This is a genomic window from Streptomyces sp. NPDC001507 (assembly GCF_042894765.1).
Classification (GTDB): domain Bacteria; phylum Actinomycetota; class Actinomycetes; order Streptomycetales; family Streptomycetaceae; genus Streptomyces.
This window is the reverse complement of the sequence record NZ_JBIAVV010000016.1, coordinates 217,320-242,471: the sequence shown is the minus strand read 5'-3', so window position 1 is coordinate 242,471 and position 25,152 is coordinate 217,320. Positions and strand designations below refer to the sequence as shown.

At 71.2% G+C, this 25,152-nt stretch carries 16 protein-coding genes and 4 pseudogenes; 15 read left to right on the top strand and 5 right to left on the bottom strand.

Annotated features, from left to right (window positions below; all coding sequences use genetic code 11):
- Window positions 1–15: 15 nt before the first annotated feature.
- On the top strand, window positions 16–4,029 hold the full coding sequence (eccCa, locus tag ACFY0K_RS41825; protein WP_390644303.1) for a type VII secretion protein EccCa: 4,014 nt from the start codon (window positions 16–18) through the stop codon (window positions 4,027–4,029).
- A gap of 1,165 nt (window positions 4,030–5,194) precedes the next feature.
- Here eccCa and ACFY0K_RS41820 read toward each other — a convergent pair.
- The gene (locus ACFY0K_RS41820) at window positions 5,195–5,863 is read right to left on the bottom strand and encodes a sigma-70 family RNA polymerase sigma factor (protein WP_351962038.1); all 669 of its coding nucleotides are present in this window, start codon (window positions 5,861–5,863) and stop codon (window positions 5,195–5,197) included.
- A 206-nt stretch (window positions 5,864–6,069) separates the two neighbouring features.
- On the opposite strand from ACFY0K_RS41820, the gene ACFY0K_RS41815 reads away from it, so the two are divergent.
- From ACFY0K_RS41815 to ACFY0K_RS41775, 9 genes and pseudogenes are all read left to right on the top strand, one after another.
- A complete protein-coding gene (locus ACFY0K_RS41815) occupies window positions 6,070–8,922 on the top strand; it encodes an ATP-binding protein (protein ID WP_390644302.1) in 2,853 nt (950 codons plus the stop codon).
- Between the two features lie 974 nt (window positions 8,923–9,896).
- A complete protein-coding gene (locus tag ACFY0K_RS41810; RefSeq protein ID WP_390644301.1) occupies window positions 9,897–10,421 on the top strand; it encodes a cupin domain-containing protein in 525 nt (174 codons plus the stop codon).
- 104 nt (window positions 10,422–10,525) lie between these two features.
- Entirely contained in the window at window positions 10,526–11,704 is a 1,179-nt protein-coding gene (locus ACFY0K_RS41805) for an acyl-CoA dehydrogenase family protein (protein WP_390644300.1), read from the top strand.
- 308 nt (window positions 11,705–12,012) lie between these two features.
- Window positions 12,013–12,447, top strand: coding sequence for a hypothetical protein (locus ACFY0K_RS41800; RefSeq protein ID WP_390644299.1), 435 nt, complete (start codon window positions 12,013–12,015; stop codon window positions 12,445–12,447).
- 518 nt (window positions 12,448–12,965) lie between these two features.
- A pseudogene (locus ACFY0K_RS41795) lies at window positions 12,966–13,064 on the top strand (diguanylate cyclase); the annotation flags it as partial.
- Window positions 13,065–13,363: 299 nt separating this feature from the next.
- Entirely contained in the window at window positions 13,364–13,786 is a 423-nt protein-coding gene (locus ACFY0K_RS41790) for a Fur family transcriptional regulator (RefSeq protein WP_390644298.1), read from the top strand.
- Between the two features lie 427 nt (window positions 13,787–14,213).
- The gene (locus ACFY0K_RS41785) at window positions 14,214–16,055 is read left to right on the top strand and encodes a SpoIIE family protein phosphatase (RefSeq protein WP_390644297.1); all 1,842 of its coding nucleotides are present in this window, start codon (window positions 14,214–14,216) and stop codon (window positions 16,053–16,055) included.
- Between the two features lie 105 nt (window positions 16,056–16,160).
- Window positions 16,161–17,261 (top strand): PP2C family protein-serine/threonine phosphatase, encoded by a 1,101-nt coding sequence (locus ACFY0K_RS41780; protein WP_390644296.1) that lies wholly within the window; start codon window positions 16,161–16,163, stop codon window positions 17,259–17,261.
- Between the two features lie 155 nt (window positions 17,262–17,416).
- Window positions 17,417–18,013, top strand: a pseudogene (locus tag ACFY0K_RS41775) (catalase); the annotation flags it as partial.
- Here the strand turns inward: ACFY0K_RS41775 and ACFY0K_RS41770 are convergent.
- Window positions 17,928–18,173, bottom strand: a complete 246-nt coding sequence (locus ACFY0K_RS41770; RefSeq protein ID WP_390644295.1) for a recombinase family protein — start codon at window positions 18,171–18,173, stop codon at window positions 17,928–17,930. The pseudogene ACFY0K_RS41775 and the gene ACFY0K_RS41770 overlap by 86 nt on opposite strands.
- 316 nt (window positions 18,174–18,489) lie before the next feature.
- Between ACFY0K_RS41770 and ACFY0K_RS41765 the strand changes: the two genes are divergently transcribed.
- The 5 genes from ACFY0K_RS41765 (at window position 18,490) to ACFY0K_RS41745 (ending at window position 22,547) form a co-directional block, all read left to right on the top strand.
- Window positions 18,490–18,816, top strand: a complete 327-nt coding sequence (locus ACFY0K_RS41765; protein ID WP_390644294.1) for a putative quinol monooxygenase — start codon at window positions 18,490–18,492, stop codon at window positions 18,814–18,816.
- 400 nt (window positions 18,817–19,216) lie between these two features.
- The gene (locus ACFY0K_RS41760) at window positions 19,217–20,221 is read left to right on the top strand and encodes an aldo/keto reductase family protein (protein WP_390644293.1); all 1,005 of its coding nucleotides are present in this window, start codon (window positions 19,217–19,219) and stop codon (window positions 20,219–20,221) included.
- 61 nt (window positions 20,222–20,282) lie between these two features.
- Window positions 20,283–21,194 carry an SDR family NAD(P)-dependent oxidoreductase gene (locus tag ACFY0K_RS41755; protein ID WP_390644292.1) on the top strand — a complete coding sequence of 304 codons (912 nt, stop codon included), beginning with the start codon at window positions 20,283–20,285 and terminating at the stop codon, window positions 21,192–21,194.
- 172 nt (window positions 21,195–21,366) lie between these two features.
- Window positions 21,367–21,789 (top strand): VOC family protein, encoded by a 423-nt coding sequence (locus ACFY0K_RS41750; protein WP_390644291.1) that lies wholly within the window; start codon window positions 21,367–21,369, stop codon window positions 21,787–21,789.
- On the top strand, window positions 21,786–22,547 hold the full coding sequence (locus tag ACFY0K_RS41745; RefSeq protein WP_390644290.1) for an SDR family NAD(P)-dependent oxidoreductase: 762 nt from the start codon (window positions 21,786–21,788) through the stop codon (window positions 22,545–22,547). Before ACFY0K_RS41750 ends, ACFY0K_RS41745 begins: the two co-directional genes overlap by 4 nt.
- 171 nt (window positions 22,548–22,718) lie before the next feature.
- Here ACFY0K_RS41745 and ACFY0K_RS41740 read toward each other — a convergent pair.
- From ACFY0K_RS41740 to ACFY0K_RS41730, 3 genes and pseudogenes are all read right to left on the bottom strand, one after another.
- A pseudogene (locus ACFY0K_RS41740) lies at window positions 22,719–22,940 on the bottom strand (TetR-like C-terminal domain-containing protein); the annotation flags it as partial.
- A 333-nt stretch (window positions 22,941–23,273) separates the two neighbouring features.
- A pseudogene (locus ACFY0K_RS41735) lies at window positions 23,274–23,579 on the bottom strand (MFS transporter); the annotation flags it as partial.
- A 356-nt stretch (window positions 23,580–23,935) separates the two neighbouring features.
- Entirely contained in the window at window positions 23,936–25,039 is a 1,104-nt protein-coding gene (locus ACFY0K_RS41730) for a Gfo/Idh/MocA family oxidoreductase (RefSeq protein WP_388713534.1), read from the bottom strand.
- Between the last annotated feature and the right edge of the window lie 113 nt (window positions 25,040–25,152).

Here is a 25,152-nt window from a genome sequence, read left to right as displayed (position 1 = left end):
CGACGAGGAGAACCGATGTCCCGGGTCATCTTCCACCGCCCCGCCAGGGTCGTACCGCCCCCGCTGCCCACCGACCCGGTGGTGCTCTCCGCGCCGCCGCAGCCGGTCGGCAAGGACAGCAACGGCAGCTGGCTGATGCTGCTGATGCCGTTGCTGTCCAGCATCAGCATGGCCGCCTATCTGATGTCCGGCGGCCGGCGGATGCTGGTCCTGCTCGGCATCGCGTTCGTCGTGATGTCCATCGGCGTCACCGTCGGCGTGCGCATGCAGATGCGCGGGCAGGCCCGCAAGCAGAAGCTGCGCGCCCGCGACCGCTACCTGGACCATCTGGTCGAGGTGCGGCGGACCGCCCGGCAGGTGGCGGAGAGCCAGCGCACCGTCGCCGCCTGGCAGTTCCCCTCGCCGCGCCGGCTGTGGGCGATCGCCGCCCAGCGCCGCCGGGTGTGGGAACGGCGGGTGACCGACGCCGACTTCCTCAAGGTGTCCGTCGGGACGGGCAACGCGCCGCTGTCGACGCCGATCCGGATGTCCACCCGCAACGACCCGACGGTGGAGTACGACCCGCGCGCCAAGACCGCCGCCGACCGGCTCGTCGACTCGATGTCCGTGGTCGGCGACCAGCCTGCCGTACTCGACCTGGCGAAGGCCGGTGTGGTCAGCGTGCTCGGGCCGCCCAAGGTGGCTCGCGCGGTCGTGCGCGCCCTGCTCTGCCAGATCGCCGTGCTGCACGCCCCGGACGACGTCGGCATCGCCGTCGCGACCGGCGGCGAGGACTGGAACTGGGCCAAGTGGCTGCCGCACACCCACGAACCCGACGCCACCGGAGAGGCAGGCGTGGTGCCGCTGGTGGCCGAGGACTTCGAGGGCATCGCCGACCATCTCCAGCAGGCGCTGGAGGCGGCCGCCCAGCAGCCGTCTCGCCGACTGTCCCTGACCGGCCGGGACGGCCCCGACACCCGGCGCCGCCTGGTCGTCGTCCTCGACCGCTACCTGCCGCGGGCGGCCTGGGCCCGTTCGCCGCTCGCCGCCGAACTCCTCGCAGCGGCCGGCCCGCAGAGCGCCCTCACCGTCATCTGCCTGGTGGAGCACGAGAACGACGAGCCCACCCGCGCCGATGTCCGGGTACGTCTCGACGCACACGGCGCCGTCACCGTGGAGGGCCGCCGGGCCGACGCCCGCACCGCGGTCGAGTCGGCCGTCGCAGCCCGCGCGGAACTGCCCTTGTGCGAGGCCGTCGCCCGCGCGCTCGCCCCGCTCAGGCTCTCCGCGGAGGGCGAGGAGATCCTCGCCCGGACCATGTCGCTGCCCAGCATGCTGGGCATCTCCGACCTGGAGAACTTCAGCCCCGAGTCGCTCTGGGTCGACGCGCAGGACGAGGAGGTGCTGCGCATGCCGATCGGGTTCGACAGCGGCGGCCGGCAACTCGTCCTGGACCTCAAGGAGTCCGCACAGGGCGGCATGGGCCCGCACGGCCTGGTCGTCGGCGCCACCGGCTCCGGCAAGAGCGAACTGCTGCGCACCCTGGTCACCGGCCTGACCATGACCCATTCGCCGGAACTGCTCAGCCTGGTCCTGGTCGACTTCAAGGGCGGCGCGACCTTCGCGGGCGTCACCGACCTCCCGCACGTGGCAGGCCTGATCACCAACCTGGTGGACGAGGTCGCCCTCGTCGACCGGGTCAAGGACGCCCTGGTCGGCGAACAGCAGCGGCGGCAGAAGATGCTCCGCGACGCCGGCAACATCGACAACGTCCGCGAGTACCAGCTGCGCCGGGCGGCGGGCGCCACCGGCCCCGACGGGCGCCCGCTGGAACCGCTGCCGTACCTGCTGGTCATCGTCGACGAGTTCGGCGAACTGCTCGCCAACCGCCCGGATTTCATCGAGCTGTTCGTCCAGATCGGCCGGGTCGGCCGCTCCCTGGGCATCCATCTGCTGCTCGCCACCCAGCGGCTGGAGGAGGGGCGGCTGCGCGGCCTGGAGGCCAACCTCTCCTACCGGATCTGCCTGCGCACCTTCTCCGCGGCCGAGTCCCGGGTCGTCATCGGCACCCCGGACGCCTACCGGCTGCCGCCGATCCCCGGCTCCGCCTACCTCAAGGTCGCCGAGACGGTCCTGGAACGCTTCCGCGTCGCGCACGTCTCCGGCACCCACCTGTCGGACGAACAGCGCGCCCTCGCCGCCGGCCCGCCGCCCACCGACCCCGTCCACTACGCGCTGCGGCTGCCGCCCGACCCCGACGCGCAGCCGGAGGAGGAGCGCGAGCGGGTCCGGCCCATGCTGGAGGGCCCGAGCGAGATGCAGGTCATCGTCGAACGGCTCGGTACCGCTGGTCAGTCGGCCCACCAGGTGTGGCTGCCGCCGCTGCCGGGCGCGCTGGCCCTGGACGACCTCACCGGGCCGGTCGTGGTCCGCCCGGAGCGCGGAATGACCGCCGACTGGTGGTCGCACAAGGGCGCCCTGCGCACCCCGGTCGGCGTCCTCGACGTACCGCTCCAGCAGCTCCAGCAGCCGCTGGTGCCCGACTTCGCGAAGGCCGGTCACCTCGCGGTGGTGGGCGCCCCGCAGTCCGGCAAGAGCACCTTCCTGCGCACCCTGCTGCTCTCCACGATGCTCACCCACACCCCCGCCGAGGCGCAGTTCCTCTGCCTGGACTACGGCGGCGGATCCCTCCAGCCCTTCGAACGGGCCCCGCACGTCAGCGGGGTGGCGGGCCGGCACGACCCGGACCGGGCCCGGCGCGCGCTGGCCGAGGTCCTGCAGCTGATCGCCGAGCGGGAGCGGCTCTTCCGGCACCTCGGCGTCGACTCGGCCGACGAGTTCCGGCGGCTGCGCAACGCCGACCGGCTGCCCAAGGGCATCCGCACGGCCGACGTCTTCCTGGTGATCGACAACTGGGGCGCGGTACGCGGCGAGATGGAGGGCATCGACGCGACTTTGTTGGACATCGCGGGGCGCGGCCTCGGCGTCGCCGTCCACCTGGTGCTGACCGCCGGCCGCTGGGCGGACATCCGTACCGCGCTGCGCGACGCCATCTCGGCCCGCCTCGAACTGCGCCTCAACGACCCGGGCGACTCGGAGATCAACCGCCGCGCGGCCCGCGCCTTCGGGCTCTTTGCACCCGGCCGCGGCATGGCCCCGCCCGGAATCCAGTTCCAGGTCGCCCTGCCCCGGCTCGACGGCAGGGACACCACCGACGGACTCGCGGACGCGCAGGAGGAGGCGATCGGCAAGCTCGCGGCCTCCTGGTCGGGTGCGGTGGCCCCGCCGATCCGGATGCTGCCCGAGCGGCTCACCGGCGCGGACCTGGCCGGCCGGATCCGCGAGGACGACGTCACACCGGGCGTGCCGGTCGGCATCGCGGAGGCCGACCTCGCCCCGGTGCGGGTGGACCTCACCGACGCGGACCCGCACTTCCTGGTCTTCGGTGACGCGGGCTGCGGCAAGTCCACGTTCCTGCGCGGCTGGATGAAGGGCCTGGCGGCCCGGCGCTCCGCCGTCGAGGCGCGGTTCATCGTCGTCGACTACCGGCGGGCCCTGATGGGCGCGGTCGACCAGGAGTACATCGGCGCCTACATCGGCGACGCCAACGCCGCCCAGGTCTACGTCGAACAGGTCGTCGCCAAGCTCACCGAGCGGCTGCCCCCACGCGACGTGACGATGGAGCGACTGCGCAGGCGCGACTGGTGGACGGGCCCGGAGTTCTACGTGGTGGTCGACGACTACGACCTGGTCGCGGGCGGCCGTACGTCCCCGCTCAATCCGCTGCTGGACTTCCTGCCGCAGGCCCGTGAGATCGGGCTGCACCTGATGGTGGCCCGGCGGGTCGCCGGCAGCGCCCGCGGCTCGATGTCCGAGCAACTGCTCACGCGCATCAAGGAGCTGGGTACGGCAGGTCTCGTCCTGTCCGGCGATCCGCGCGAGGGCGCGGTGCTCGGCAGCGAGCGCGCGGCTCAGCGCCCGCCCGGCCGTGGCGTCCTCGTCGGCCGGCAGACGCCGCCGACCCTGATCCAGGTCGCCCTGGACGAGTGAGGAGCGGCCCCGGCGGGACGGAGGGGAAGCGGCAAACGTTCATCTCCGCAAAACCTCCGCCTCCCGGGTGATCGCTACGCTCCGCCGCATGGCAGCGCACGTGACGGCTCCGGCCGTCGGCCGACAGACCGAACCCGCCCTGCCTGCCGGCCGGCCGGCAGAACCGGCCGCAAGGCGCGGGCGGACGCAGTCGCTCGTCGAGGCCGCGGAGCCGAACTCGGGCAGGGTCCGTCGTCCGGATCGGACCGGCCTCGCTCACCGTGCCTGGCCGGCCGACCGGAGCGCGGCACGGTGCGTGCGGCCACCCGGATTCCGGGGGCCGCACGCCGGCCCGGACGAGGCGGTCCGGCGGCTGTCACTCCTGGCGCGGATTCCGGGGAGCCCGTTCCCGCGAACCGCGCGGATCGCTCGCCCCGGCGATGTGCGGATCGCTCGACCCGGCGATGTGACGGGAAGGCCGGATGCCGAAGGGCTGGGCGTGCTCATCGTCGAGGACCCGCGCGGGGCGGTGCGGCCGCCCCGCGCGGCGGCCCGGCGGGCCGCGCCGCCGGTGTCCGGCACCGCGCCGGACACCGGGGAACCGGTGGCGCAGACGGTCGCCGGGCGGCGGGAGACAGGCTCGGCCCCGGCCCGTGCGTCGGCTCTGCCGGGGGCGGATCTCCAGGTCACGGACGGCACGGCGGCGCCGAGGCGCCCGGACGCCCCCGTCGGCGTGGAGGACGGGGGCGTCGGCAACGACGGCACAAGGCAGTGTCTCCGGCAGCGGCCGCCAGGGCGTACTCCGTACGACGCGCCGCACATGCCGCAGACAAGTCGGGGTGGCACGGAGGCGCCCACGGGGTCGGCCGGGGCGGCTGACAACGTTGCAGTGCGCCGGTGGGGCCGTACCGCGACCCCGAGTCCGGCCGCTCTGGTGGGCGTGGCCGGTGGCCGGCAAACACGGCAGATCGGGTGGGTGCCAAGCCGGGCGGTGCGGACGGGCCCGGGCCGATCCCCGCATCGCCGGTCGACTGCCCTGGCCCGGGCGCACGGTGGGGACAAGTTCCGTGCGCACGCTCGGCGCCTCGGAGGCCGGCTCCCGCCGCGGGCGAGCCGGGGCGACGGGCGTGGCGGGGGAGTGCGGTGCCGGGCGCGGGCGCTGTGGACGCGGTCCCGGTGCCGTGGCTCAGTGCGCGGTGACGGACCCGGTGGCGGCAGAGCGTACGGCGGCGGAGCGTCGCCCAGGATGCCCCTGCGCCTGGGCCGGCAGGCCGTGCCGGGCGCGCAGGGTCCCCCCGTTGCGGTCGCCCAGTGCCTCGCGCAAAGCCCGCAGGGCGTTGTGGGTGCGGGACTTGACGGTGCCCTCGGGGACGTTGAGCACCTCGGCCGCGTGCCGGACCGGCTGGTGCAGGAAGTAGACCTGGGCCAGCACCGCGCGATGCGTGGCGGACAGCCCGGCGAGCGCGGTGCGCAGCACCTGGCGGTCGAGGACCTGCTCCAGCGGCTCCCCCGTCACCGGAATCGACTCCAGCGGATCGTCCTCCACCTCGGTGGGGCGCGCCGAGCGGGCCCGCAGCATGTCGATGGCCAGCCGTCGCGACACCGTCAGCAGCCAGGGCCGTACCGCCCGCGGGTCGTCGGGCAGGATGTCCAGATTGCGCCAGGCGCGCAGCATGGCCTCCTGGACGAGGTCCTCCGCCGTCTGCCGGTCGCCCTGGGTCCAGCCGAGCAGGCTGCGCATCAGGGAGTTCTTGTTGACGTCGTAGATCATCCGCATCTTCTGCTCCGCGGACCCGGGGGCGTGGAACGCCTGCGGTGCGGAAGTCCGTGCCTCGGGTGCGAGTGCCGTCGTCATGAGCTGCCCCATCTGTTGCCGACCGATGGAACGAGCCTGCGGCAGCGCCGATACGGAGACATCCGTGAGCCTCACTGAGATCCCGGAGGCTCCAGGGACCGGCCGACTCAGTGAGCCGGGGGCGGCCGTGTGACCGCGGCCGCAGTTTCCCCGGGTGTCATCTGAAACGGAGTGGGACCTAACAGAGAGGCTTTAGAGTCATGAGCATGCTCGGGCAACAGCTGCATCCGGTGATCGGCCGGGAAGCGGAGCGAGCCACTTTGGACCGGCTGGTCTCGGATGTCGCCGCAGGTCGGGGCGGGAGCCTGCTGATCGAGGGCGAGCCGGGCATCGGTAAGTCGACTTTGCTTGCGCACGCCCTGGCCAAGGCTCGTGCGGCAGGCTGCGAGGTCTCGGCCGGGCAGTGCGACGAGCTGGGCCGGCGGCTGCCGCTGTCCGTCATGACCCGGCTCCTGGAGATCGACACCGGCTCGTCCGACCCCCGCCGCGCGGAGGCGGCGCTCGCCCTGGAACAGCCGCAGCAGGCGGGGGGCTGGACGATGCGGCTGCTCGCCGGGGACCCGGTGGTGGCGGCGACCGAACAACTCCTCGTACTGGTCGACCGGTTGTGTACGACCGGCCCGCTGGTGCTGGCGGTGGAGGACCTGCACTGGGCCGACGAGGCGAGCCTGCTGATGTGGCGCCGGCTGTGCCGGGCCTCCGTCCAGCTGCCGTTACTGGTCATCGGTACCTGCCGACCGGTGCCGGGGAACGCCGAGTTGGAGCCGCTGCGCCGCGACCTGCGGTCCACGGGCGGACACTTGATCTCGCTCGACCGGCTGCCCGAGGCCGAGGTCGCCCGGCTGACCGGGCTGCTGGCGCACGGCGAACCCGGCCCGGTGCTCGCCGAACGGCTCCGCTCGGCCGCCGGGAACCCGCTCTACGTACGGGAGTTGCTGGACGCCCTGGCCCGGGTCGGCGCCCTGCGGACCACGGACGGCCGGGTGGAGCTGACCTCGGCCGGCCGGGACGTGGAGAAGCTCACCGAACTGCGGGACGTGATCGCGGACCGGCTGGCCGGCCTCTCCGCCGACACCCAGGAGGCGCTGCGCGCCGCGTCGCTGCTCGGTCCTGAGTTCTCGGTGCGGGACCTGGCCGCGGCGGTGGGCCGCGGCACCGGCTCCCTGCTGACGGTGGTGGAGGAGGCGCTCGGCGCCGCCGTGCTGGAGTCCGCGGGGTCCCGCCTCCGCTTCCGTCACGGCCTGCTGCGGGAGGTCCTGTACGAGGCCATGCCGCCCGCCCTGCGCACGGCGTTCCTGCGGCGCGCGGCACAGGAGCTGATGACCTCCGGGGCCCCCGCGGAGCGGGTGGCCGAGCTGGTCCTCCCGGTCCTGGACACGGCCGAGGACCGTGAGTGGGAGTGGCTCGCGGACAACGCCGGGCGACTGGTCGTACGGGCCCCGATCGCCGCCGCGGAACTCCTCGAACACGCCGTGCGGCAGGCGGCCCCGGACGATCCCCGGTTGCCCGTGCTCACCGGCCGGCTGGCCGCGCTCTACTTCCGCATGGGCCCGCTGGACCGTGCCGAGGAACTGGCCCGCGCCGTCCTGCGGCAGACCGCCGACCCCGAACTGCTCGGCCGGGTCAGATGGCTGCTCAGCACCGTCGGGATGCGCACCGGCCGCTACGAGGCCGTCGTCGAGAACTGGCGCGCCGCCACCAACGACCCCCGGATCGGACCCGTCTGGCGGGCCCGGCTGCTGGCCCTGGTTGCGCTGGCCCGGCACCTCCTCGGGCAGATCGGCCGGGCCCGGCTGGCCATGGCCGAGGCGCTGGACGAGGGCCGGAGACTGGGCGACCCGACGACCGTCGGATACGCCCTGCACGCCGCCTCCGTCATCCGCAGCTGGCACGGCGACCAGGCCGGCGCGCTGGCCCTGAACGACGAGGCGCTGGCGGAGGTCGGCAACGACCCGGACCTCGTCGACCTGCGGCTCATCCTGCTCGGCAAACGGGCCACCGACCTGGACGGCGTCGACCGCCTCCAGGAGGCGGAGGAGGCGCTCACCCAGGCCCGGACCCTCGCCGAACGCGTCGGCGCGACACGGCTGTCGATGACCCTCGTCCAGGGGGCCGAGCGGTACTACGAGCACGGCCGCTGGGACGACGCGCTGGCGGTGCTGGACGAGGTCACCGACCTCCCGCCGCTGTGGCGGCTGGCCCGCCGGGGCCTGAAGGCGCTGATCAGTGCCCGCCGCGGGCAGTGGGAGGAGGCGGCCGGCCTCCTGGACGCGCCGGCCGGCGGTCGGGCTCCCGGACAGGGCCCCGTCGCCGCGGGACACCTGCTGCTGGCCCGCGGCCTCGTCGCCGAACGGGCGGGCCGGCTCCCCGAGGCCGTCGAGGTGTTCACGGGCCTGATGGCCGAGACGTACGCGCACGACCTCGGGAACCACCCGGAGTGGCTGCCCGCCCTGGTCCGGCTGGCGCTCGCCGCCGAGGACCGGCAGGCCGCGAGCGCCGCCGGGATCGCCGCCCGGCAGGCCGCCGACCGCCGGCCGCGGCCGCGGACTCTCGCCGCCGCCGACTGGTGTTCCGGGCTGCTCGACCTGGACCCGGCCCGGCTGCTGGTCGCCGTCGGCTACCACCGGGGCGCCGGGCGGCAGCCCGATCTGGGCAACGCCCTGGAGGACCTCGCCGTGGTCCAGGCCGCTTCCGGAGACCTCGACGCGGCCCGCGCCTCGTTCGGCGAGGCCCTCGCGGTCTGCGCCGAGCTCGGCGCAGACTGGGACGCCCGCCGCGCCGCCGCGCGGCTGCGCCCGTGGGGCGTGCGCGCCGGCAGCCGCGCGCCGCACGTGCGGCCGTCGTTCGGCCGGGAGGCGCTGACCGCGACCGAACGGCGCGTCGCCGACCTGGTCGCCGAGGGCCTGTCCAACCCCGACATCGCGGCCCGGCTGCTGCTCTCCCGGCGCACCGTGGAGACCCATGTCTCGCACATCCTCACCAAGTTGCAGGTGCGTTCCCGGCGCGAGGTGGGCGCCGCCGCGGACTCCGGCCGCGGCGGACCGGACGGGCGCGGCTGAGGGGCCGGGCGTCCTCACGGCGGCCGGGCTCACGGTCGCGTCACGGAACGGCAGGGGGCAGACGGCGAAGAGGGACGCGGGGCCGCCCGCTCCGCCGCCGGCCGGCGCTTCGTAGAGCGCCCGCGGCACCGGAGCCAGGCGCCCGGCCGGGGCCGACCCCGTGGGGCAGGGCGCGGTGCCGGGCGAACCGGCTGGAGTTCGTGGACGCCGTAGATCATCTTGTCGTGGCGGAAGGCCGGCGCGTCGCGCGGGACGGCGAGGCGCAGGGGCGGGACCGCCGGCGCAGGGTGCCTCCCGCCTGTTCAGCACCTCGGTGGCCTCGGTTCGGCGCCGCGGTGCGTGTCGCGTCGGCCGGTCTCAGGACAGGGTGTGCGCACTCCGCACACGGTAGGAACAGGGCCCGGCCGGCCGACAGGTCCCCGTTCGGGGATCTGTGCCCGTCCTCGCGGTGCGGCCGTACGGTGTCGAGCGGCATCAGCCGGGGCCGCGGCACGCTTCCGGGCGCGGATCCCGGACCGAGAGTCGGCCGATGCGCTCGCACAGCACGGCTTCGACCGCGGCACGGTGACCGTGCCCGCCAGCGAACCAGCCCTGTACGGCGCGGAGTTGGCCCACATCGCGGGCGACCCGCCGCCTCCCTCGGCTCCCTCGGCTCGCTCGACACCCGGCTCCTCCAGCACCTGGTGACCGTCGTCACCCGCACCGGCCACCGCACGATCGTCTCGACGGGCCCCTGCCGCCACGAGGTCACCCCGCCGGACGGAGGGCGCACGACCTCCCCCTCGAACCTGAGCGGGGCGAGCACGCCGAGCGCGCGGCGTTCCCGGGCCGCCGACACTGCCATGACCACGGACCCGCCGACCCGATGGCAGGCATCGCCGATACGCGTTTCCGCCGCACCGCCCGGCTGCCTAGCGTGACCTGAGCAGCGCCCTGGTCCCCAGCCTCCCGTGTGCCACAAGAGGAGCACCGTCATGAGCCAGCCGCCCCGCCGGATCGTCACCGGTCACGACGAGACGGGCACCTCCGTGTTCCTCTCCGACGGCGAGCCGCCCGTCATCCGCACCGCGCCCGACGGCGCCGCCTTCTACGAGATGTGGAACACCGACTCCGTACCGGCACCCGTGGCGGCCGACGAGCCCGAGCCCACCGAGCGCGACCTGACCGTGCCGCCGGCCCCAGGCGGCACCAAGATCCGCGTCAACGAGTTCCCGCCGGGCTGCGTCTCCCCTGTCCACCGGACGCAGACCGTGGACTACGGCATCGTCCTGGCCGGCGAGGTCGTCCTCGTCCTCGACGACTCCGAGCGGGTGCTGCGCGCCGGGGACGTGGTGATCCAGCGCGGCACCGACCACCGCTGGGAGAACCGCACGGACACCGCGGCCCGGGTGGCGTTCGTCCTCGTGGACGGCGTCTTCACCGAGCCGCTGCTGAAGGTCCTGGGCCCCGGGGTGCTCGGCTCCCTGCACGGCAGCCCGCTGGCGCCCGGCCAGTCCTGACCCCGGTCCCGACAGGTCGCCGTGGGCCGCCGCCATTCCCAATTTCTGTAACACGTTCTACGGTGTGCGCCGTCAGGACCGCCCTTGGGGAGCCTGGAGGCGCCGTGCACCTCGACCACACGCCCGAGCAGCAGCGGCTGCGCACCGAACTGCGCGCCTACTTCGCCGGCCTGGTGCCGGAGAACGCGTACGCCCGCTACGCCGACCCGGCCGCGCAGAAACGCTTCTACCGGGAGACCGTCCGCCGCCTGGGCACCGACGGCTGGCTCGGCGTGGGCTGGCCGAAGGAGTACGGCGGCCGCGGCCTGACCGCGATGGAACAGTTCATCTTCTTCGACGAGGCCGCCCAGGCCGGCGTACCGCTCCCGCTGATGGCGCTGAACACCGTCGGCCCGACGATCATGCAGTACGGCACCGACGAGCAGAAGTCGTACTTCCTGCCCCGCATCCTCTCCGGCGAGATCGACTTCGCCATCGGCTACAGCGAACCCGACGCCGGCACCGACCTGGCCGCCCTGAAGACCCGGGCCGTCCGCGACGGCGACGAGTACGTCGTCAACGGGCAGAAGATCTGGACGACCAACGGCGACACCGCCGACTGGGTCTGGCTGGCCACCCGCACCGACCCGGGGGCCCCGCCGCACAAGGGCATCACCATGCTGCTGGTACCGACCACCGACCCCGGCTACTCCTGCACCGTCATCAACACGCTCGCCTCGCACGACACCACGGCCAGCTACTACGAGAACATCCGCGTCCCCGTCTCCCGCCGGGTCGGTGAGGAGAACCGCGGCTGGCGGCTGATCACCAACCAGCTCAACCACGAGCGCGTCACCCTCGCCGCCCACGGCACCATGGCCATCCGCGCCCTGCACGACGTCCAGCGCTGGGCCATGGAGACCAAGCTCGCCGACGGCCGCCGGGTCGTCGACCTGCCCTGGGTACGGCGCAACCTCGCCCGCACCCACACCCGCCTGGACGCCATGAAGCTCCTCAACTGGCAGATGGTGAGCGCCGTCCAGGACGGCACCCTCACCCCGCAGGACGCCTCCGCCGTCAAGGTCTACGGCTCCGAGGCCCGGCGCGACGCCTACGCCTGGCTGATGGAGGTGGCCGGCGCGGCCGGGCCGCTCAAGGAGGGCTCGGCGGGCGCGGTCCTCCACGGCGACCTGGAACGCGGCTACCGCTCGGCGGTCATCTTCACCTTCGGCGGCGGCAACAACGAGATCCAGCGGGAGATCATCTCCTGGATCGGACTGGGGATGCCACGGGTACGGCGCTAGCCTCTTGTGACGAGGATTTTTAGTTGGCACAAAAGAGGGATAGTCGGCACCGGAATTGGCTGGGATCGAGACCGGGCGGCCGAGCCGTGACACGGCAGTTGGCACGGCAAGGGTGGCCCTAATTCACGCTCGAGTGGTTGCCGCCTGCCGGGCCGCAAGTTCTCCGTCGGCGCCGCGTCCGAGGTTCCCCGTGGACGTACACCAGCGGCAGCGGGCGTTCTGGCGGGGATCTTGGAGATGTCGTTCGCGAGTTCGAGGGCGGTGGACGACTGATCCGAGATCCTCGTCGTTCTCGTGCAGGCCCGCGGATGCGAGAAGGAAGTGGGTCACGGCCTCGCCGACGGCGAAAACGCCGCACCGAACAGCTCACCCGGCGCGGTCTGCTGCGGTTCCGCTGCGACTTCGCCCGCCCCCTCGGCGGCCGGCCTGTCGCGGCCACCCTCTGGGCCAGAGTCCCACCCGCCGATCTCCCCGAGATCGGGCACGCCCTCGTCCGTCTGCCCGCGACCCGCAACTGCGCCGCCGTCAGCGGCCCCCACAACCTAGTCCTTCCGGCCAGCCTGCACTCCGTCAGCGACGTCCTGCGCCTGGAGACCCAGCTCGCCACCGCCCACCCGAGCCTCGACATCGTCGACCGCGTCATCGCCCTCCGCCAGGACAAGCTGATGGGGCGCCTCCTGGACCCCCACGGCCGCTCCGTCGGTATCGTCCCGCCCGATTTCTGGTCGGAGCCGGAGATGTGACGCATACGGTGCCCGAGCTGCCGAATCCTCCACGTTCGCCGGGGCCCGGCTGGCCTATAGCCATGTCGCGCTGGAAGCGCCAACAGGGCGAGGGATTTGACCCAATGGGGCATGGCAACGCGGCAGACGATGCGCTTCGGACCCGTTACGTCGCCTCGGTCTAGATCGCTGTCAGCCGGACCCGTGCTGACCGCGGTGCCGCCAGTGAGCAGCGTCCTCATCGCTGGGCACGGTGCTCGGTGATGTAGCCGCAGCGGGTGACGGATGGGGAAGTTGGCCAGCGTCTGGGAGGTGCGGCGTTGATGACCCGATCGGGATGTCGTGCGCGGGACGCTTGGCAGGGGGGGATCATCGTGGTGGATGCCGCTTGCGGTCGTGCGGGTCGGCCGCGGTCGGCCCGGGCCTTCGCCGCTTACTGGCTGCGGACCTGGATGTTGTTCTGGGCCAGCCCTGCGGCGGTCCGAGTTGCCAGCGCGACAGGCTCGACGACGGTCCCATCGGCCCTGGTCGCCGGGGTTCGGATCCTTGCCGCGTTCACCGAGGGCATCGAGGACCGTCCGGAGGCCACCTGCGGGAATATCAAGGCGGACGTTCTGGCTCACTACATTCCCGGCTTCCGGCCATACCGATTTCGGGGATGCAATCGGTCGGTTGGCACGACCGGTCACCAGCGCCAGTCGCCGACGACCGCCGTCTGCCACGTGCCAGTATTGCATAGGACTCTATTGACTTGAGTCGCTCCAGAACTAGGATTAGGTACATAAAAGATTCTGGATGAAGCGCGCAAACGACACCGACGGCGAGTCTGCGCACTCTGGAGGCAGCGATGGCCAGGAATCGATCGATGCCGACTGGCACGAGGCGAGGCGCCCGTCATGCCCCGACAGCAGACGGGGATCGAGCAGAACAGGAGCCGATGGCCCGAGCTGCCACGCGTCTGCGCGACGCGCAGCTTCGGGTGACTGCGCAGCGCATGGCCGTACTCGCCGCTGTCGAGGAGCTGCCCGGGCATCCCGAGGTCGAAGCCATTCGGGCCCGGGCGCAGCAGGTGACGGGTCAACTGTCGCTGCAAGCCACGTACAACGTCCTTCGTGTGCTGACGGAGGCGGGCATGATCCGCTGCACCCAGATCGCGGGCCTGCCGGCACGGTACGAACCCGAACGCAACGACAATCACCACCACTTCGTGTGCCGCCTCTGCGGCGACATCATCGATGTGGAATGCGTGGTCGGTGCGGCACCCTGCCTTGAGGGCAACCTGCCCGCTTCCTACCGGGTCGACGAAGCTGCAGTCACCTTCTGGGGTACCTGCGAGCGCTGCGCCGCCCAGCGGAGCTGATCGCCTCGCCGACACATGACCCAGGCGTCGCATGCCCACGAGATGCGGCGACGCCTGGGCCTCCTCTCCAAGCCGCGCTTGCGGGCGGCGAATCCTGAACGTCGACGGTCGACCGGATCCCGCCTCGTCGGCTGCGGCTCCCGCTGTCCCACGCCGCCCCGCGCGACTGCCGGACCTCGTCGCTTCCCGGCGCGGACTTGCATCGATACCTACGCCCCATGCCCGACTCCCCATGGCGGAGTGACGTCCAAACGTCGCTCCGCCAGAGCGTAGGTCTGGAGCCGCGCGCTTTTGGCACCGGTCAGCTGGTTTCGTGCGCGGCGTTGCATCGCGGCACGTCGTCTTCATGCTGCGCCCCGAGGGCTGTTCCAGCACCTTGTCAAGTTCTGGCCTCTTTCCATTGTCTGGAGTCACTCCACAAAGTAGAGTGGAGCTCAAGAAGATCCGGGACCCCAGCACCGCAGAGTTCAGCGGTAGAGGAGGAACGGACCCCAGCAGCACCACTGCGCGGTCGCACATCCACCAGCGGCGCATCGACGGCGTCCATGATGTGGATTCGCGCTCGGCGCCTCGCGAACCGGTGTCCATCCAACACAGGACGATCATCGTGGTTACCTGCATTTGCCGAGGGCCGGAGAGTCCCGCCCTCGGCACCAGCACAGACGTCTTCCAGACCGCAGACAGGCTCGCTCATGCCGCGGTGGCCGAACTGGCCGACTTCGTCGCCATCGAGGTGTCGGAGCCGATACTGCACGGCGACGTGTCCATACCCCGCCCTCTGTGCAGCGGCACACCGTTTCGACGTGCTGCCTTCCAGTCCAAGCGGGGAACCGACGTCAGGCCCGCGTACGCGGTGGGTGACGTGTCCCGGATCCCGCGTGCGACCCCCTACCGGCAGGCCCTCGTCGATCTGCGCCCTCGCCTCATCGCCCACCTGGTCCGCGACGGGCGGTGGCCGGTGCATGATCCTGCACGCGCACACTGCATCCGGGAGGCGCAGGCCCACTCCGCCATGGTGATCCCCCTGGTCGTCGGGGACGCCGTTCTCGGCTTGGTGGGCCTGTATCGGCGGGCGGAGTCCGCTCCCTTCGACGTGGACGACCTGCAGGCGGCCGTCAGGTTCGCGGACCGGGCCGCGCAGTGTCTGGACGCGGTCCGTGACCGGATCCAGGGAGGTGTCCATGCCCGGCTCCTGCAGCGAAAGCTGCTTCCTGAGGCGCTTCCGTCCCTCGGAGCGATCGAGGCTGCCGAAGGGGAGCTTCCGGTGGAGGGCTCAGGAGGCGAGTGGTTCGACATCATCCCGCTGTCTGGTGCACGCGCGGCCCTGGTGGTGGGAGCCGCACGAGGTTGGGGCGTCGATGCCGCGGTCGGCATGAGCCAGTTGAGAGCGATGATCATCACGCTGGCCATGGAGGACCGGGCGCCGGACGAGATACTCGCGCGCCTGGACGACATGGCGACCCGCCGGGGGGAGCGCCTGATGTCGGGCCTCCTGTCCGACGTGAAGTATGCGGGCGCCAGCTGCCTCTTGGTGGTGTACGACCCTGTCACCGGGCGCTGCACCTCGTCCCGGGCCGGCGGTTCGCAGTTGGTGATCATCCACCCCGACGGTGTTGTCGGCGCGCCGGGCTTGCCCTCCCATCCGGCTCTGGGTACCCATGGGCATCCTTACGAGAGCGCCGAGGTCGACGTACCCCCAGGTACCGTCCTGCTCCTCAAGAGCGGTGGCATCGACGATGCCCACCCCGACGGCGACGCAGCCGCGGAACACCTCCATGAGGTGGTGAACCGGTCCGGCCTCGACGTGCGGAAGATCATCGAGAGCGCCCGTCGCGATGTGGACCCGGGCCATGAACCGGCCCTGCTCGTGGCCCGTGCACAGGCCTTGGACGCGAAGAACGTCGCAAGTCTGGCCGTACCGTCCGACCCCGCGGCCGTCGCCGCTGCCCGTGCCTGGACCCGTCGGCAGTTGGCGACATGGATGCTCGACGAACTCGCTTCCACCACCGCCTTGATCGTCAGTGAACTCGTGACCAATGCCCTCCGCTACGCGACCGGGCCGACAGAACTGCGCCTGATCAATGACGGTCACACACTCATCTGCGAAGTCTCCGACACCAACGGTGCCGTTCCCCATCTGCACAAGGCCCGCCCGAGCGACGAGGGCGGCCGCGGCCTGTCCATCGTCTCCGAGCTCACACAGCACCAAGGGACGCGCCTCACCGCTCGCGGCAAGACCGTGTGGACCCAACAGTCCCACTCGACGTGAGGAGCTGAAGACATGGGTGTACAGACCGAAAGGCCCATCCCGTCCCGCTGGAACAAACTCCCATCGCTCGCACGGGTGATCATCCCGAAACGACTGCCTGAACGAATGCGGGAGAGGAGCGGCGCCTGCGAGTCCATGCTCGTCGCCCCTCTGCTGGTGATCGCGCTGGCCACGACCGCGGATCTGCTCACACCCAACCTGCAGTTCAACCGGTTGCTCGGCGTGGCGCCGGCGCTGGCCGCCGCCATGTGGCCCGTGGCCGGCACGCTGGTCATCGGACTGCTGGCCCTGATAGCCGGCATCGCCCTCGCCGCCGCCCACCACGATCTCGGTCAGACACCCAGTGTGTTCACCGTCGTGGCCATCACGGCCGTCACGCTGGCCGCTGCATACGCCAGTCGGGTACGGCAGCACCGGGAGCGCACCCTCGCTGCGGTCCGCAGCGTGGCGGAAACCGCACAGCACGCACTGCGGCCCCCGATCGCACGCCACCTCGGGCACGTCGACATCGAGACCATCTACCAGGCCGCTGCCGCGCATGCCCGCATCGGCGGCGACTTCTACGAGGCGCGCCGGACCCCGCACGGCGTACGGCTGATCATCGGCGATGTGCGCGGCAAGGGACTTCCCGCCGTCGAAGCCGCATCCACGATGCTCAACTCCTTCCGGGCTCACGTGCGGGACGCGCCCGATCTTCCCTCTCTGGCACACATGTTGGAAACAAGCATGCACGAACACGTCGAAGAAGCCCTGCCCGAGGACGCGCTCGAGCGCTTCGTCACCATCCTGCTCGCCGAGATCCCCGCAGACGAGCCCATCGCCCGCCTCGTCAACTGCGGACATCCTCCGCCGCTGCTGCTCCACAACGGACAGGCGCGCGAGGTGGAGCCCAGTGCACCCTCGCCGCCCATCAACATGGCTGCCCTTCTGGGCGACCACTACCAGCTCGACACCATCCCCTTCGGCCTGGGCGACCGCCTGCTGCTCTACACGGACGGCATCAGCGAAAGCCGCGACCTGACCGGCACCTTCTACCCCCTCGCCCAACGCATCCGCCGATGGGCCTCGGCCCCACCCCGCCAACTCCTGCACCACCTCCACCACGACATCAACGCCTACGTTCCCGGCACCCGCGACGACGACGTCGCCGCGCTCGTCGCTCACCGCGTCACACCGGGCGAACGGCGACATCTTCGCCACGTCTGACCCGTCCGCACGGGCCCGGCGGCCGCGAAACCAGGCAGATACACCGACAACGCAGACGAAGCCGCAGGCAGAGGGCAGTCATGTCCGATGCCGGTTTCCTCAACGATCCATGCCAGCGGAGGCACAAGGTGACAACACAAGACGGAGGGCGTCCCCTGCTCACCACCGAGACGGGTGCACCTGTTGCGGACAATCAGAACTCCGAGACGGCCGGCCGCGGCGGGCCGCTGCTCGTCCAGGATCAGCAACTGTTCGAGAAGCTGGCGCGCTTCAACCGTGAGCGCATCCCGGAGCGGATCGTGCACGCGCGCGGCGCCGGTGCGTACGGCACATTCACCGTCACCGCCGACGTGACGACGTACACCCGGGCTGCGTTCCTCTCGGAGATCGGCAAGCAGACCGAGGTGTTCGTCCGCTTCTCGACGGTGGCGGGCAGCCTCGGCTCGGCGGACGCGGTCCGGGACCCGCGCGGCTTCGCGATCAAGTTCTACACCGAGGAGGGCAATTACGACCTCATCGGCAACAACACCCCGATCTTCTTCATCAAGGACCCGAGCAAGTTCCCGGACTTCATCCACACCCAGAAGCGCGACCCCCACACCGGCTCACAAGAGCCGGACAACGTATGGGACTTCTGGGGCCTGAGCCCGGAGTCCACCCATCAGGTCACCTGGCTCTTCGGTGACCGCGGCATCCCCGCCTCGTACCGCCACATGAACGGCTACAGCTCGCACACCTACCAGTGGAACTCCAGACCTCGTGGCCGGTGTAGCGGGGGTTGAGGAGGATGGCGCGTACGGCGCCTTGCTGCCATGCGGTCTTCTTGCGGTGGGGATTGCGGGTGGCGTCGTGGGCGGAGGGGCAGGGGATGCCTTCCCGGGTGAGCTGGGCGGCGATGGCGCTGTATCTCATGCCCTCCACGTACAGACGGAAGAACCGCAGCACGACGGGCCCGGCGGCTGGGTCGGGCTCGAGCTAGTGGATGCGCTGGCCGGAGGCGGCCTTGGACGGGTTGGGGGCCTGCGTGGGCGATCCGGTAGCCGTAGGGTGGCCGCCCGCCGAGATAGCGGCCTTGGAGCTGGGCCTGGGAGCTCATGGCCCGGCTCACGCCATGGCGATCTGGTTGACGGAGAGGAGGATCTCGATGGGGCCAGGCTCCTCACGCTACCGCGCGGTGGTCGCCCGTCGTCCTACGATGGGTGAAGATCACATGCGAAGGGAGCCGGAAATGATCTTCATCACGGCCAAGTTCCGGATCAAGCCGGAGTACGCGGAGAGGTGGCCCGAGATCTCCCGTGAGTTCACGGAGGCCACTCGCAGTGAGCCCGGCTGTCTGTGGTTCGACTGGTCGCGCAGCCTCGACGATCCGACCGAGTATGTGCTCGTCGAGGCGTTCCGGGACGGTGACGCCGGTGCCGCGCATGTCCAGTCCGACCACTTCAAGTCGGCACAGCAGACCCTGCCACCCCACCTGGTCGAGACGCCGAGAATCGTCAACGCGGCCCTGGAGCAGGATGACTGGTCCCTGCTCGGGGAAATGGCAGTCAAGGGCTGACGGAGTCGCGGAGGGGCAGGGAAACACGACTGCCGCGTTCTCCCGCGCCGGGACATGTCACTCACCGCCACCATGTGCGTGCGGTGCCAGGGCCTCGCCCACCGCCTCGCCGGAAGGCAGTGGATCCAGGTCGCCATCCGGGGTGTCTCGGCCCACCTCTGGCCAAGACACCCGGGTCGCCGGGGCACGAGGCCGGCCGGCGGCTGGGTAACCCTGTCCGGGGTACGTTCAGCAGCAGTAGGCAAGTTGCTGTTGCCGGGGGCCCACGAAATGATCTGATGAAAGTCCCTGCCAAGCGTCGCTCCGGTAACCGCCCGGGTGCCGAGCCTGCGGCAGACCATGGTGCGCCTGCACCGGGCCGTGTCGACTGCCTCGCGCATGACAACAAAGGACTGCCCCTATGGAATACCGTCATCTTGGCCGCAGTGGTCTGGTCATCAGCGAGATCGCCTACGGGAACTGGCTGACCCATGGCTCGCAGGTGGAGGCGGACGCGGCGACCGCGTGCGTGCGCGCGGCGCTGGACCTCGGCATCACCACGTTTGACACGGCCGATGTCTATGCGGCAACGCGTGCCGAGTCGGTGCTGGGCGATGCGCTGAAGGGCGAGCGCCGCGAGGGGCTGGAGATCTTCACCAAGGTGTACTGGCCGACCGGACCGGGTCGCAACGATCGGGGGCTCTCCCGCAAGCACATCATGGAGTCGATCGAAGGATCGCTGCGACGCCTGCGGACCGACTACGTGGACCTGTACCAGGCGCACCGGTACGACGTGGCCACGCCTCTGGAGGAGACGATGGAGGCGTTCGCCGACATCGTCCACTCCGGCAAGGCCCTCTACATCGGTGTTTCCGAGTGGCCCGCGGAGCAGATCCGGCGAGCTCACGCGCTGGCGCGGGAACTGCACATCACTCTGGTGTCCAACCAGCCCCAGTACAACGCCCTGTGGCGAGTGATCGAGGGAGAGGTCGTGCCCACATGCGAGGAACTGGGCATGGGTCAGGTGGTGTTTTCTCCGATCGCGCAGGGCGTGCTGACGGGCAAGTACGAGCCCGGTCGCCGGCCCCCGCAGGGCTCGCGGGCCACCGATGACAAGGGCGGGGCCGACATGATCGCGCGGTGGATGCGCGACGAGGTGCTGGAGGCCGTTCAGCGGCTCAAGCCGCTGGCCGCCGAGGCCGGGCTGTCGCTCGCGCAACTGGCCGTGGCCTGGGTGCTGCAGAACGCCAACGTCTCGGCCGCCATCATCGGGGCCTCGCGTCCGGAGCAGGTCGAGGAGAACGCCAAGGCGTCCGGTGTCGTGCTGGAGGCTGACCTCACGGCCCGCATCGAGGAGGTCTTGGAGCCGGTTGCGGTCACCGACCCCAAGCGGGTCCACGACAATGTGCCACAGCGCCGCCCCTGAGCCGTCGACGCCATTGCGGTGATCGACAGCCGCGACCTATCGGGCCTCCAAGCCGGTCTCCGTGAAGCGTCACAACAGCACGCCCCCTGCCTCCTCACAGCCGAATGAGGTGGCCGGGGGAGCAGCACTCCACAACGGCGCCCCTTTCGACGGACGGTCCGCTCCCTCCGTACATCCGAATCACACACAGTGGCTGGATCGCATGACTCGTTTTCAGGACCGGGTGGCAATCGTCACGGGCGCAGGAGCTCCGGACGGGATCGGTGCCGCGGTGGCGCGGGGACTTGTCGCGGAGGGCGGCCGGGTCGTGTTGTGCGCGACCTCCGAGCGGATCCACGAGCGTGCCGCGGAATTGGGCGAGGCTGCTGTGGGTGTGGTCGCCGACCTGACACTCGAAGGAAGCGCGGATGCCGTGCTGCACGCCGCATTCGAGCGATGGGGTCGGGTCGATGTGCTGGTGAACAATGCGGGCATGACCTCGGTGACCTCGGGCTGGGACGCTGACGGGGACGTCGCCGCCCTGTCACTGGCGGACTGGAACGCGGCCCTGGCCCGCAATCTCACGACGGCCTTCTTGATGTGCCGTGCCGTGGTGCCCGCCATGAGGGCGGCTGGATACGGCCGGATCGTCTCGGTCGGCTCCACCACGGGAACGGTCACGGCGATGCCAGGTCAGGCCACCTACACAGCGGCGAAGGCCGGCCTGGTGGGGCTGTCCCAGGCGCTCGCCCTTGAGGTCGTCAGGGATGGCGTGACGGTGAACATCGTGGCTCCCGGATATGTGGCGACCGGTTCACAGCTGGAGTTCGAGGCCGCGGCCGCCGCGGCGGGGCCGTTTGGACGCAGCGGCACGGCGGAGGAGATCGCGGCGTGCGTGCTGTTCTTGGCGCATGAATCGGCTTCCTTCGTCACCGGCACGGTCCTGGTGGCGGACGGCGGTCACCATCTCCCGGAGACCTGGCCCGCTTCGTGAAGCCGAGGGGCCAGGCATCCTCCTGTCGCCCTTGCCCTGGTGCTGACCCACCCCTGAATCTTCGGGATCTCAGTCCGACCACCGCGAAGCCCCCCGGGCCCCTTGTTGTTGCCGGTGATTCGACATTCGGCTGTTGCGAGGTCGGAGCGCACCGAGCCGAAGGAGTGTTCACATGCCTATGCGCCCCGCCTTCCATCTGGCCATACCGGTCGATGACCTTGACGCTGCACGTCAGTTCTACGGAGATGTCCTCGGGCTGAGCGTAGGACGGTCCACTGGCCACTGGATCGACTGGAACCTGCATGGCCACCAGGTGGTGACTCATGTGGTCCCCGGTGGCCCTGTGCCCGCTGGGAACAGTGAGGTCGATGGGCATGCGGTGCCCGTCCCACACTTCGGGCTGTTGCTGTCGACCGAGGACTTCCATGCGCTCGCCGAGCGACTCCGTGCGGCGGGTACCGCGTTCGTCATCGAGCCTTACCTCCGATTTTCCGGCGAGCCGGCGGAGCAGTGGACGATGTTCCTCCACGATCCGGCCGGCAACGCGTGGGAGTTCAAGGCGTTCCGCGACGAGTCCCAGGTCTTCACGCGATGAGGCGGGTGCTGGTCACAGGGGCGTCGCGCGGGATCGGCCGGGCGGTGGCCCTTGCGTTCGCTGAGCGCGGGGACCGCGTGGGAATGCACTACGCGACCAACCGCGCGGACGCCGAGGAAACGCTGCGGCGACTGCCCGGTTCCGGTCACGCCCTACTCGCGGGCGATCTTGGCGATCCGCAAGCGGCGCGGGAGATCGTCGACGGTGCCGTGGAGAGGCTGGGCGGGGTCGACGTGCTGGTCAACAACGCCGCCGCCGCACCGTCCGACAGCACCCGGCACTCCGTGGCCGACGTGTCCTATGAGGACTGGCAGCTTGTCTGGCACCGCATGGTCGACGTCAATCTGCTCGCCGCGGCGAATGTGACCTACTGCGCCGCCCGGCACCTCATCGGCCGCGCCGGTACAGGCAGCATCGTCAATATCGGTTCGCGCGGTGCTTTCCGGGGCGAACCCGACTTTCCCGCGTATGGTGCGAGCAAGGCTGCACTGCACGCCTTCGGGCAGTCGATGGCCATCGCGCTGGCACCCCACGGCATCGCGGTGACGTCTGTGGCGCCAGGCTTCATCGCGACCGAACGGCAGGCCCCGAAGATGGCGGGCCGAGGCGGCGAGACCTTGCGCGGCCAGAGCCCGTTCGGACGGGTTGGGACGTCCGAGGAGGTCGCGGCCGCGGTGCTCTACCTGGCCTCACCGGAAGCCGCCTGGTCGTCCGGAACGGTACTCGATCTCAATGGCGCCTCCTACCTTCGGACTTGAGGACTCGCGGACACATCGGCACTGGTTCGCGCGTCATCCTGACCATCGCGCACGTTGCGGAATGCTCCCGCGTCCGCTGGTCAGTGCCCTGTAGCGCACATGATCACGGCCATGCCGACGAGGCCGACCAGGGCGCCGCTGATGTCGAAGCGGTCGACGGCCACAGCATTCTCAAAGCGCGCGCAGGCCACGGTCAGCGAAGGTGATCAGCCACTCGAAGCTCTCGTCGATGTCGGCGCTCCACTGGAAGCCGCCTGCCGCCTGCAACGTGGCGAAGTCGTGGCAGAGGCTGCGGAGCATGCGCAGGGCGTGGCTCCAGTCGGACTCTGCGGTCTCGTAGCCGCGCAGGACCGCCGTGAACGCGTCGAGCAGGCGCTGCCCCGCGGTGGCCAGCCACGCTACGGCACCTGGATCGACTCCTACCCCTTCCCCAAGGGCGACAACGTCCGCCAGGAGTGGGCCGCCGAGCAGGTCGGCCGGGACGGCTTCACCATCCTGGAGGCCGTCTGGGCACCTCAGGCTCCAGCGTGGGGGAGTTTCTCCGGGCCGGATCGATGCCCTTGTTGGGTGACGTCGGTCAGAAGGTGGATCCGTGCAGGCGTCGAAACGACCTCCGGCGCGGCCGGCCGCTCGCGCACCGGGCTCTGCCGGTGCGGCTGTTCGGCCAAGACATCCACGAGCACTTCAGGTAGGGCCGGCCCCAGCAGGCCACCGGGACCCGGGGCGCTACCCCCGATCCCCGGGGGCTGCCGGAGGCTGGGGGGAGGGAGTAGGTGCGCCCATGCGTTGGGCTGCCATGACTTGTCCGGCCTCCGCGTCGGACGAAGCGACCACCTCGGAGCGACGACTGCCCCGGTCCATGAGGCCGCCCGTGAAGGCGAGGCCGAGACCGGCCATGGCGAGAGCCGCGCCGATCAGGTTGGGCGAGGCCCAGCCCCAGCCCGCCGAGATGACCAGGCCGCCGAGCCAGGCGCCGCCCGCGTTGGCAAGATTGAAGGCGGAGTGGTTGGACGCCGCCGCCATCGTCGGAGCCCCGTGACCAGCCCTGCGCAACCCCAGAACGAGGCAAGCCCCCTGAGGGCAGCAGCGGGACAAGGCCTCGCATTCCAGGATTGATCAGCACATGTCGTTGACCTCTGTCACGCCGTCTTTGCGGGTGACGGGGCACGAGGAGGTATGTCTGAACGCGCACCCGCGCAGTGGCGGCAGCGACGGGACGTGTGACATCGGGGGACGGCGGCTCGTTGGGGAGCAGGCTGAGCCGGTGGTGGCGCGCATGCGTACGGCGGGCGGAGGCCGGTGAGTCCGACGGTGTGTGCCGAGGCCGTCGAGGGAGCGTCGCGGCGAGGGCCGGGGCGGGCCCTGCAGCGCCCAGCGGGCCGGCGGTGTCAGCGGGCCGCCCATGCTTCCACGGCTGTCGTCACCGGCGCCCCCGTCCGAGCCGACTCCTCGACCGCCATCGCCAGCAGATGGTCCTGGCAGCCCTCGGCCAGCGGATACGGTTCCGGGCCGGCGTCCCGCACCCATGCGCCCGTGCGGCACAGCAGGTCCACTACCGCGAGATCGTCCTCGGACAGGCTCGCGCCCAGATAGTCGTTGCGCCACACCACCCGTCCGTCGAAGGAGATGTGGTGCACCTCGGCGCCTTCCAGGTTGAGATCCGTGCCGGTGCGGCGCCGCATCAGAGGGGACTCCACGGGGCTACGTGGACCGGCCATCCGCACCACGGTGTCGTCCACGATCTCGCCGAGTGAGCCGCGCACCACGACGCGGCGGGCTCGCAGCGGATTCCACCACTGGTTGTCCGTGAAGTCGTACAGGCCCGTGCGGGCCGCGCCGAAGTCGAGGAAAGCGAGGGTGGTGACGGCGTCCTTGGGCATCAGGTCGTCCGACCAGCCGCGGGGGGACAGCGGGTCGGCGAGCGGGGCGGTGAAGGCCCGGGCCGTCACCGTCGCGGGCCTGGAACCGACGTCCAGCGTGTGCCGGATCAGCGAGATCGCGTGGTACATGTGTGTCGAGGACACCTGGACCGACGTGACCTCGCCGATCAGGCCCTGCCTCACGAGCGCGATACGAGCGGCGTGGCCCGGCATGAGCGGGTACTGCTCAGCAACTTGGACGAGTGCACCGCCGCCGACGCGTGTCGCGCCCCCGACGGCGCCCCACAACTCCCGCAGCCCGGCAACGTCGGGTGCCGGCGGCGTTTCGGCGAGCACCGGTACCTCGCGCTCGACGAGTTCTCTCACGACCTCGGGCGTGACGTCCCAGGGCACCGACGCGACCACGAACTCCGGCCCGATGCCGCACAGTTCGCCGACCGTGCCGAAGGCGGGCACCCCCCACGCGGCCTCAACCTGCGCGGCCCGTGCGGCCGAGCGCGTCACCACGCCGGCCACTGTCAGCCGTTCCGGCAGCGCCCGCGCCAGCCGTGCGAGGAACGCAGCGCGCCAGCCACTGCCCACGATGCCGAAACGTACGGGTGCCGCGCTCACGTGTCCGCTCCTTCATGCATGGGGCCGGGGAGTCCAACTGCGTGCCGACGTGAGGTGATCGCTGCTGTCGGCTCCGCCGCCCCGTGGAACTCGGCGATCAGTTCCGCTTGCGC

What these genes read in the sequence shown, in the direction of transcription:
- eccCa (WP_390644303.1), top strand. Translation starts at nt 16, where the DNA reads ATGTCCCGGGTCATCTTCCACCGCCCCGCCAGGGTCGTACCGCCCCCG.
- ACFY0K_RS41820 (WP_351962038.1), bottom strand. Translation starts at nt 5,863, where the DNA reads ATGACGACGGCACTCGCACCCGAGGCACGGACTTCCGCACCGCAGGCG.
- ACFY0K_RS41815 (WP_390644302.1), top strand. Translation starts at nt 6,070, where the DNA reads ATGCTCGGGCAACAGCTGCATCCGGTGATCGGCCGGGAAGCGGAGCGA.
- ACFY0K_RS41810 (WP_390644301.1), top strand. Translation starts at nt 9,897, where the DNA reads ATGAGCCAGCCGCCCCGCCGGATCGTCACCGGTCACGACGAGACGGGC.
- ACFY0K_RS41800 (WP_390644299.1), top strand. Translation starts at nt 12,013, where the DNA reads ATGCGAGAAGGAAGTGGGTCACGGCCTCGCCGACGGCGAAAACGCCGC.
- ACFY0K_RS41790 (WP_390644298.1), top strand. Translation starts at nt 13,364, where the DNA reads ATGGCCCGAGCTGCCACGCGTCTGCGCGACGCGCAGCTTCGGGTGACT.
- ACFY0K_RS41780 (WP_390644296.1), top strand. Translation starts at nt 16,161, where the DNA reads ATGCGGGAGAGGAGCGGCGCCTGCGAGTCCATGCTCGTCGCCCCTCTG.
- ACFY0K_RS41770 (WP_390644295.1), bottom strand. Translation starts at nt 18,173, where the DNA reads ATGAGATACAGCGCCATCGCCGCCCAGCTCACCCGGGAAGGCATCCCC.
- ACFY0K_RS41765 (WP_390644294.1), top strand. Translation starts at nt 18,490, where the DNA reads ATGATCTTCATCACGGCCAAGTTCCGGATCAAGCCGGAGTACGCGGAG.
- ACFY0K_RS41760 (WP_390644293.1), top strand. Translation starts at nt 19,217, where the DNA reads ATGGAATACCGTCATCTTGGCCGCAGTGGTCTGGTCATCAGCGAGATC.
- ACFY0K_RS41750 (WP_390644291.1), top strand. Translation starts at nt 21,367, where the DNA reads ATGCCTATGCGCCCCGCCTTCCATCTGGCCATACCGGTCGATGACCTT.
- ACFY0K_RS41745 (WP_390644290.1), top strand. Translation starts at nt 21,786, where the DNA reads ATGAGGCGGGTGCTGGTCACAGGGGCGTCGCGCGGGATCGGCCGGGCG.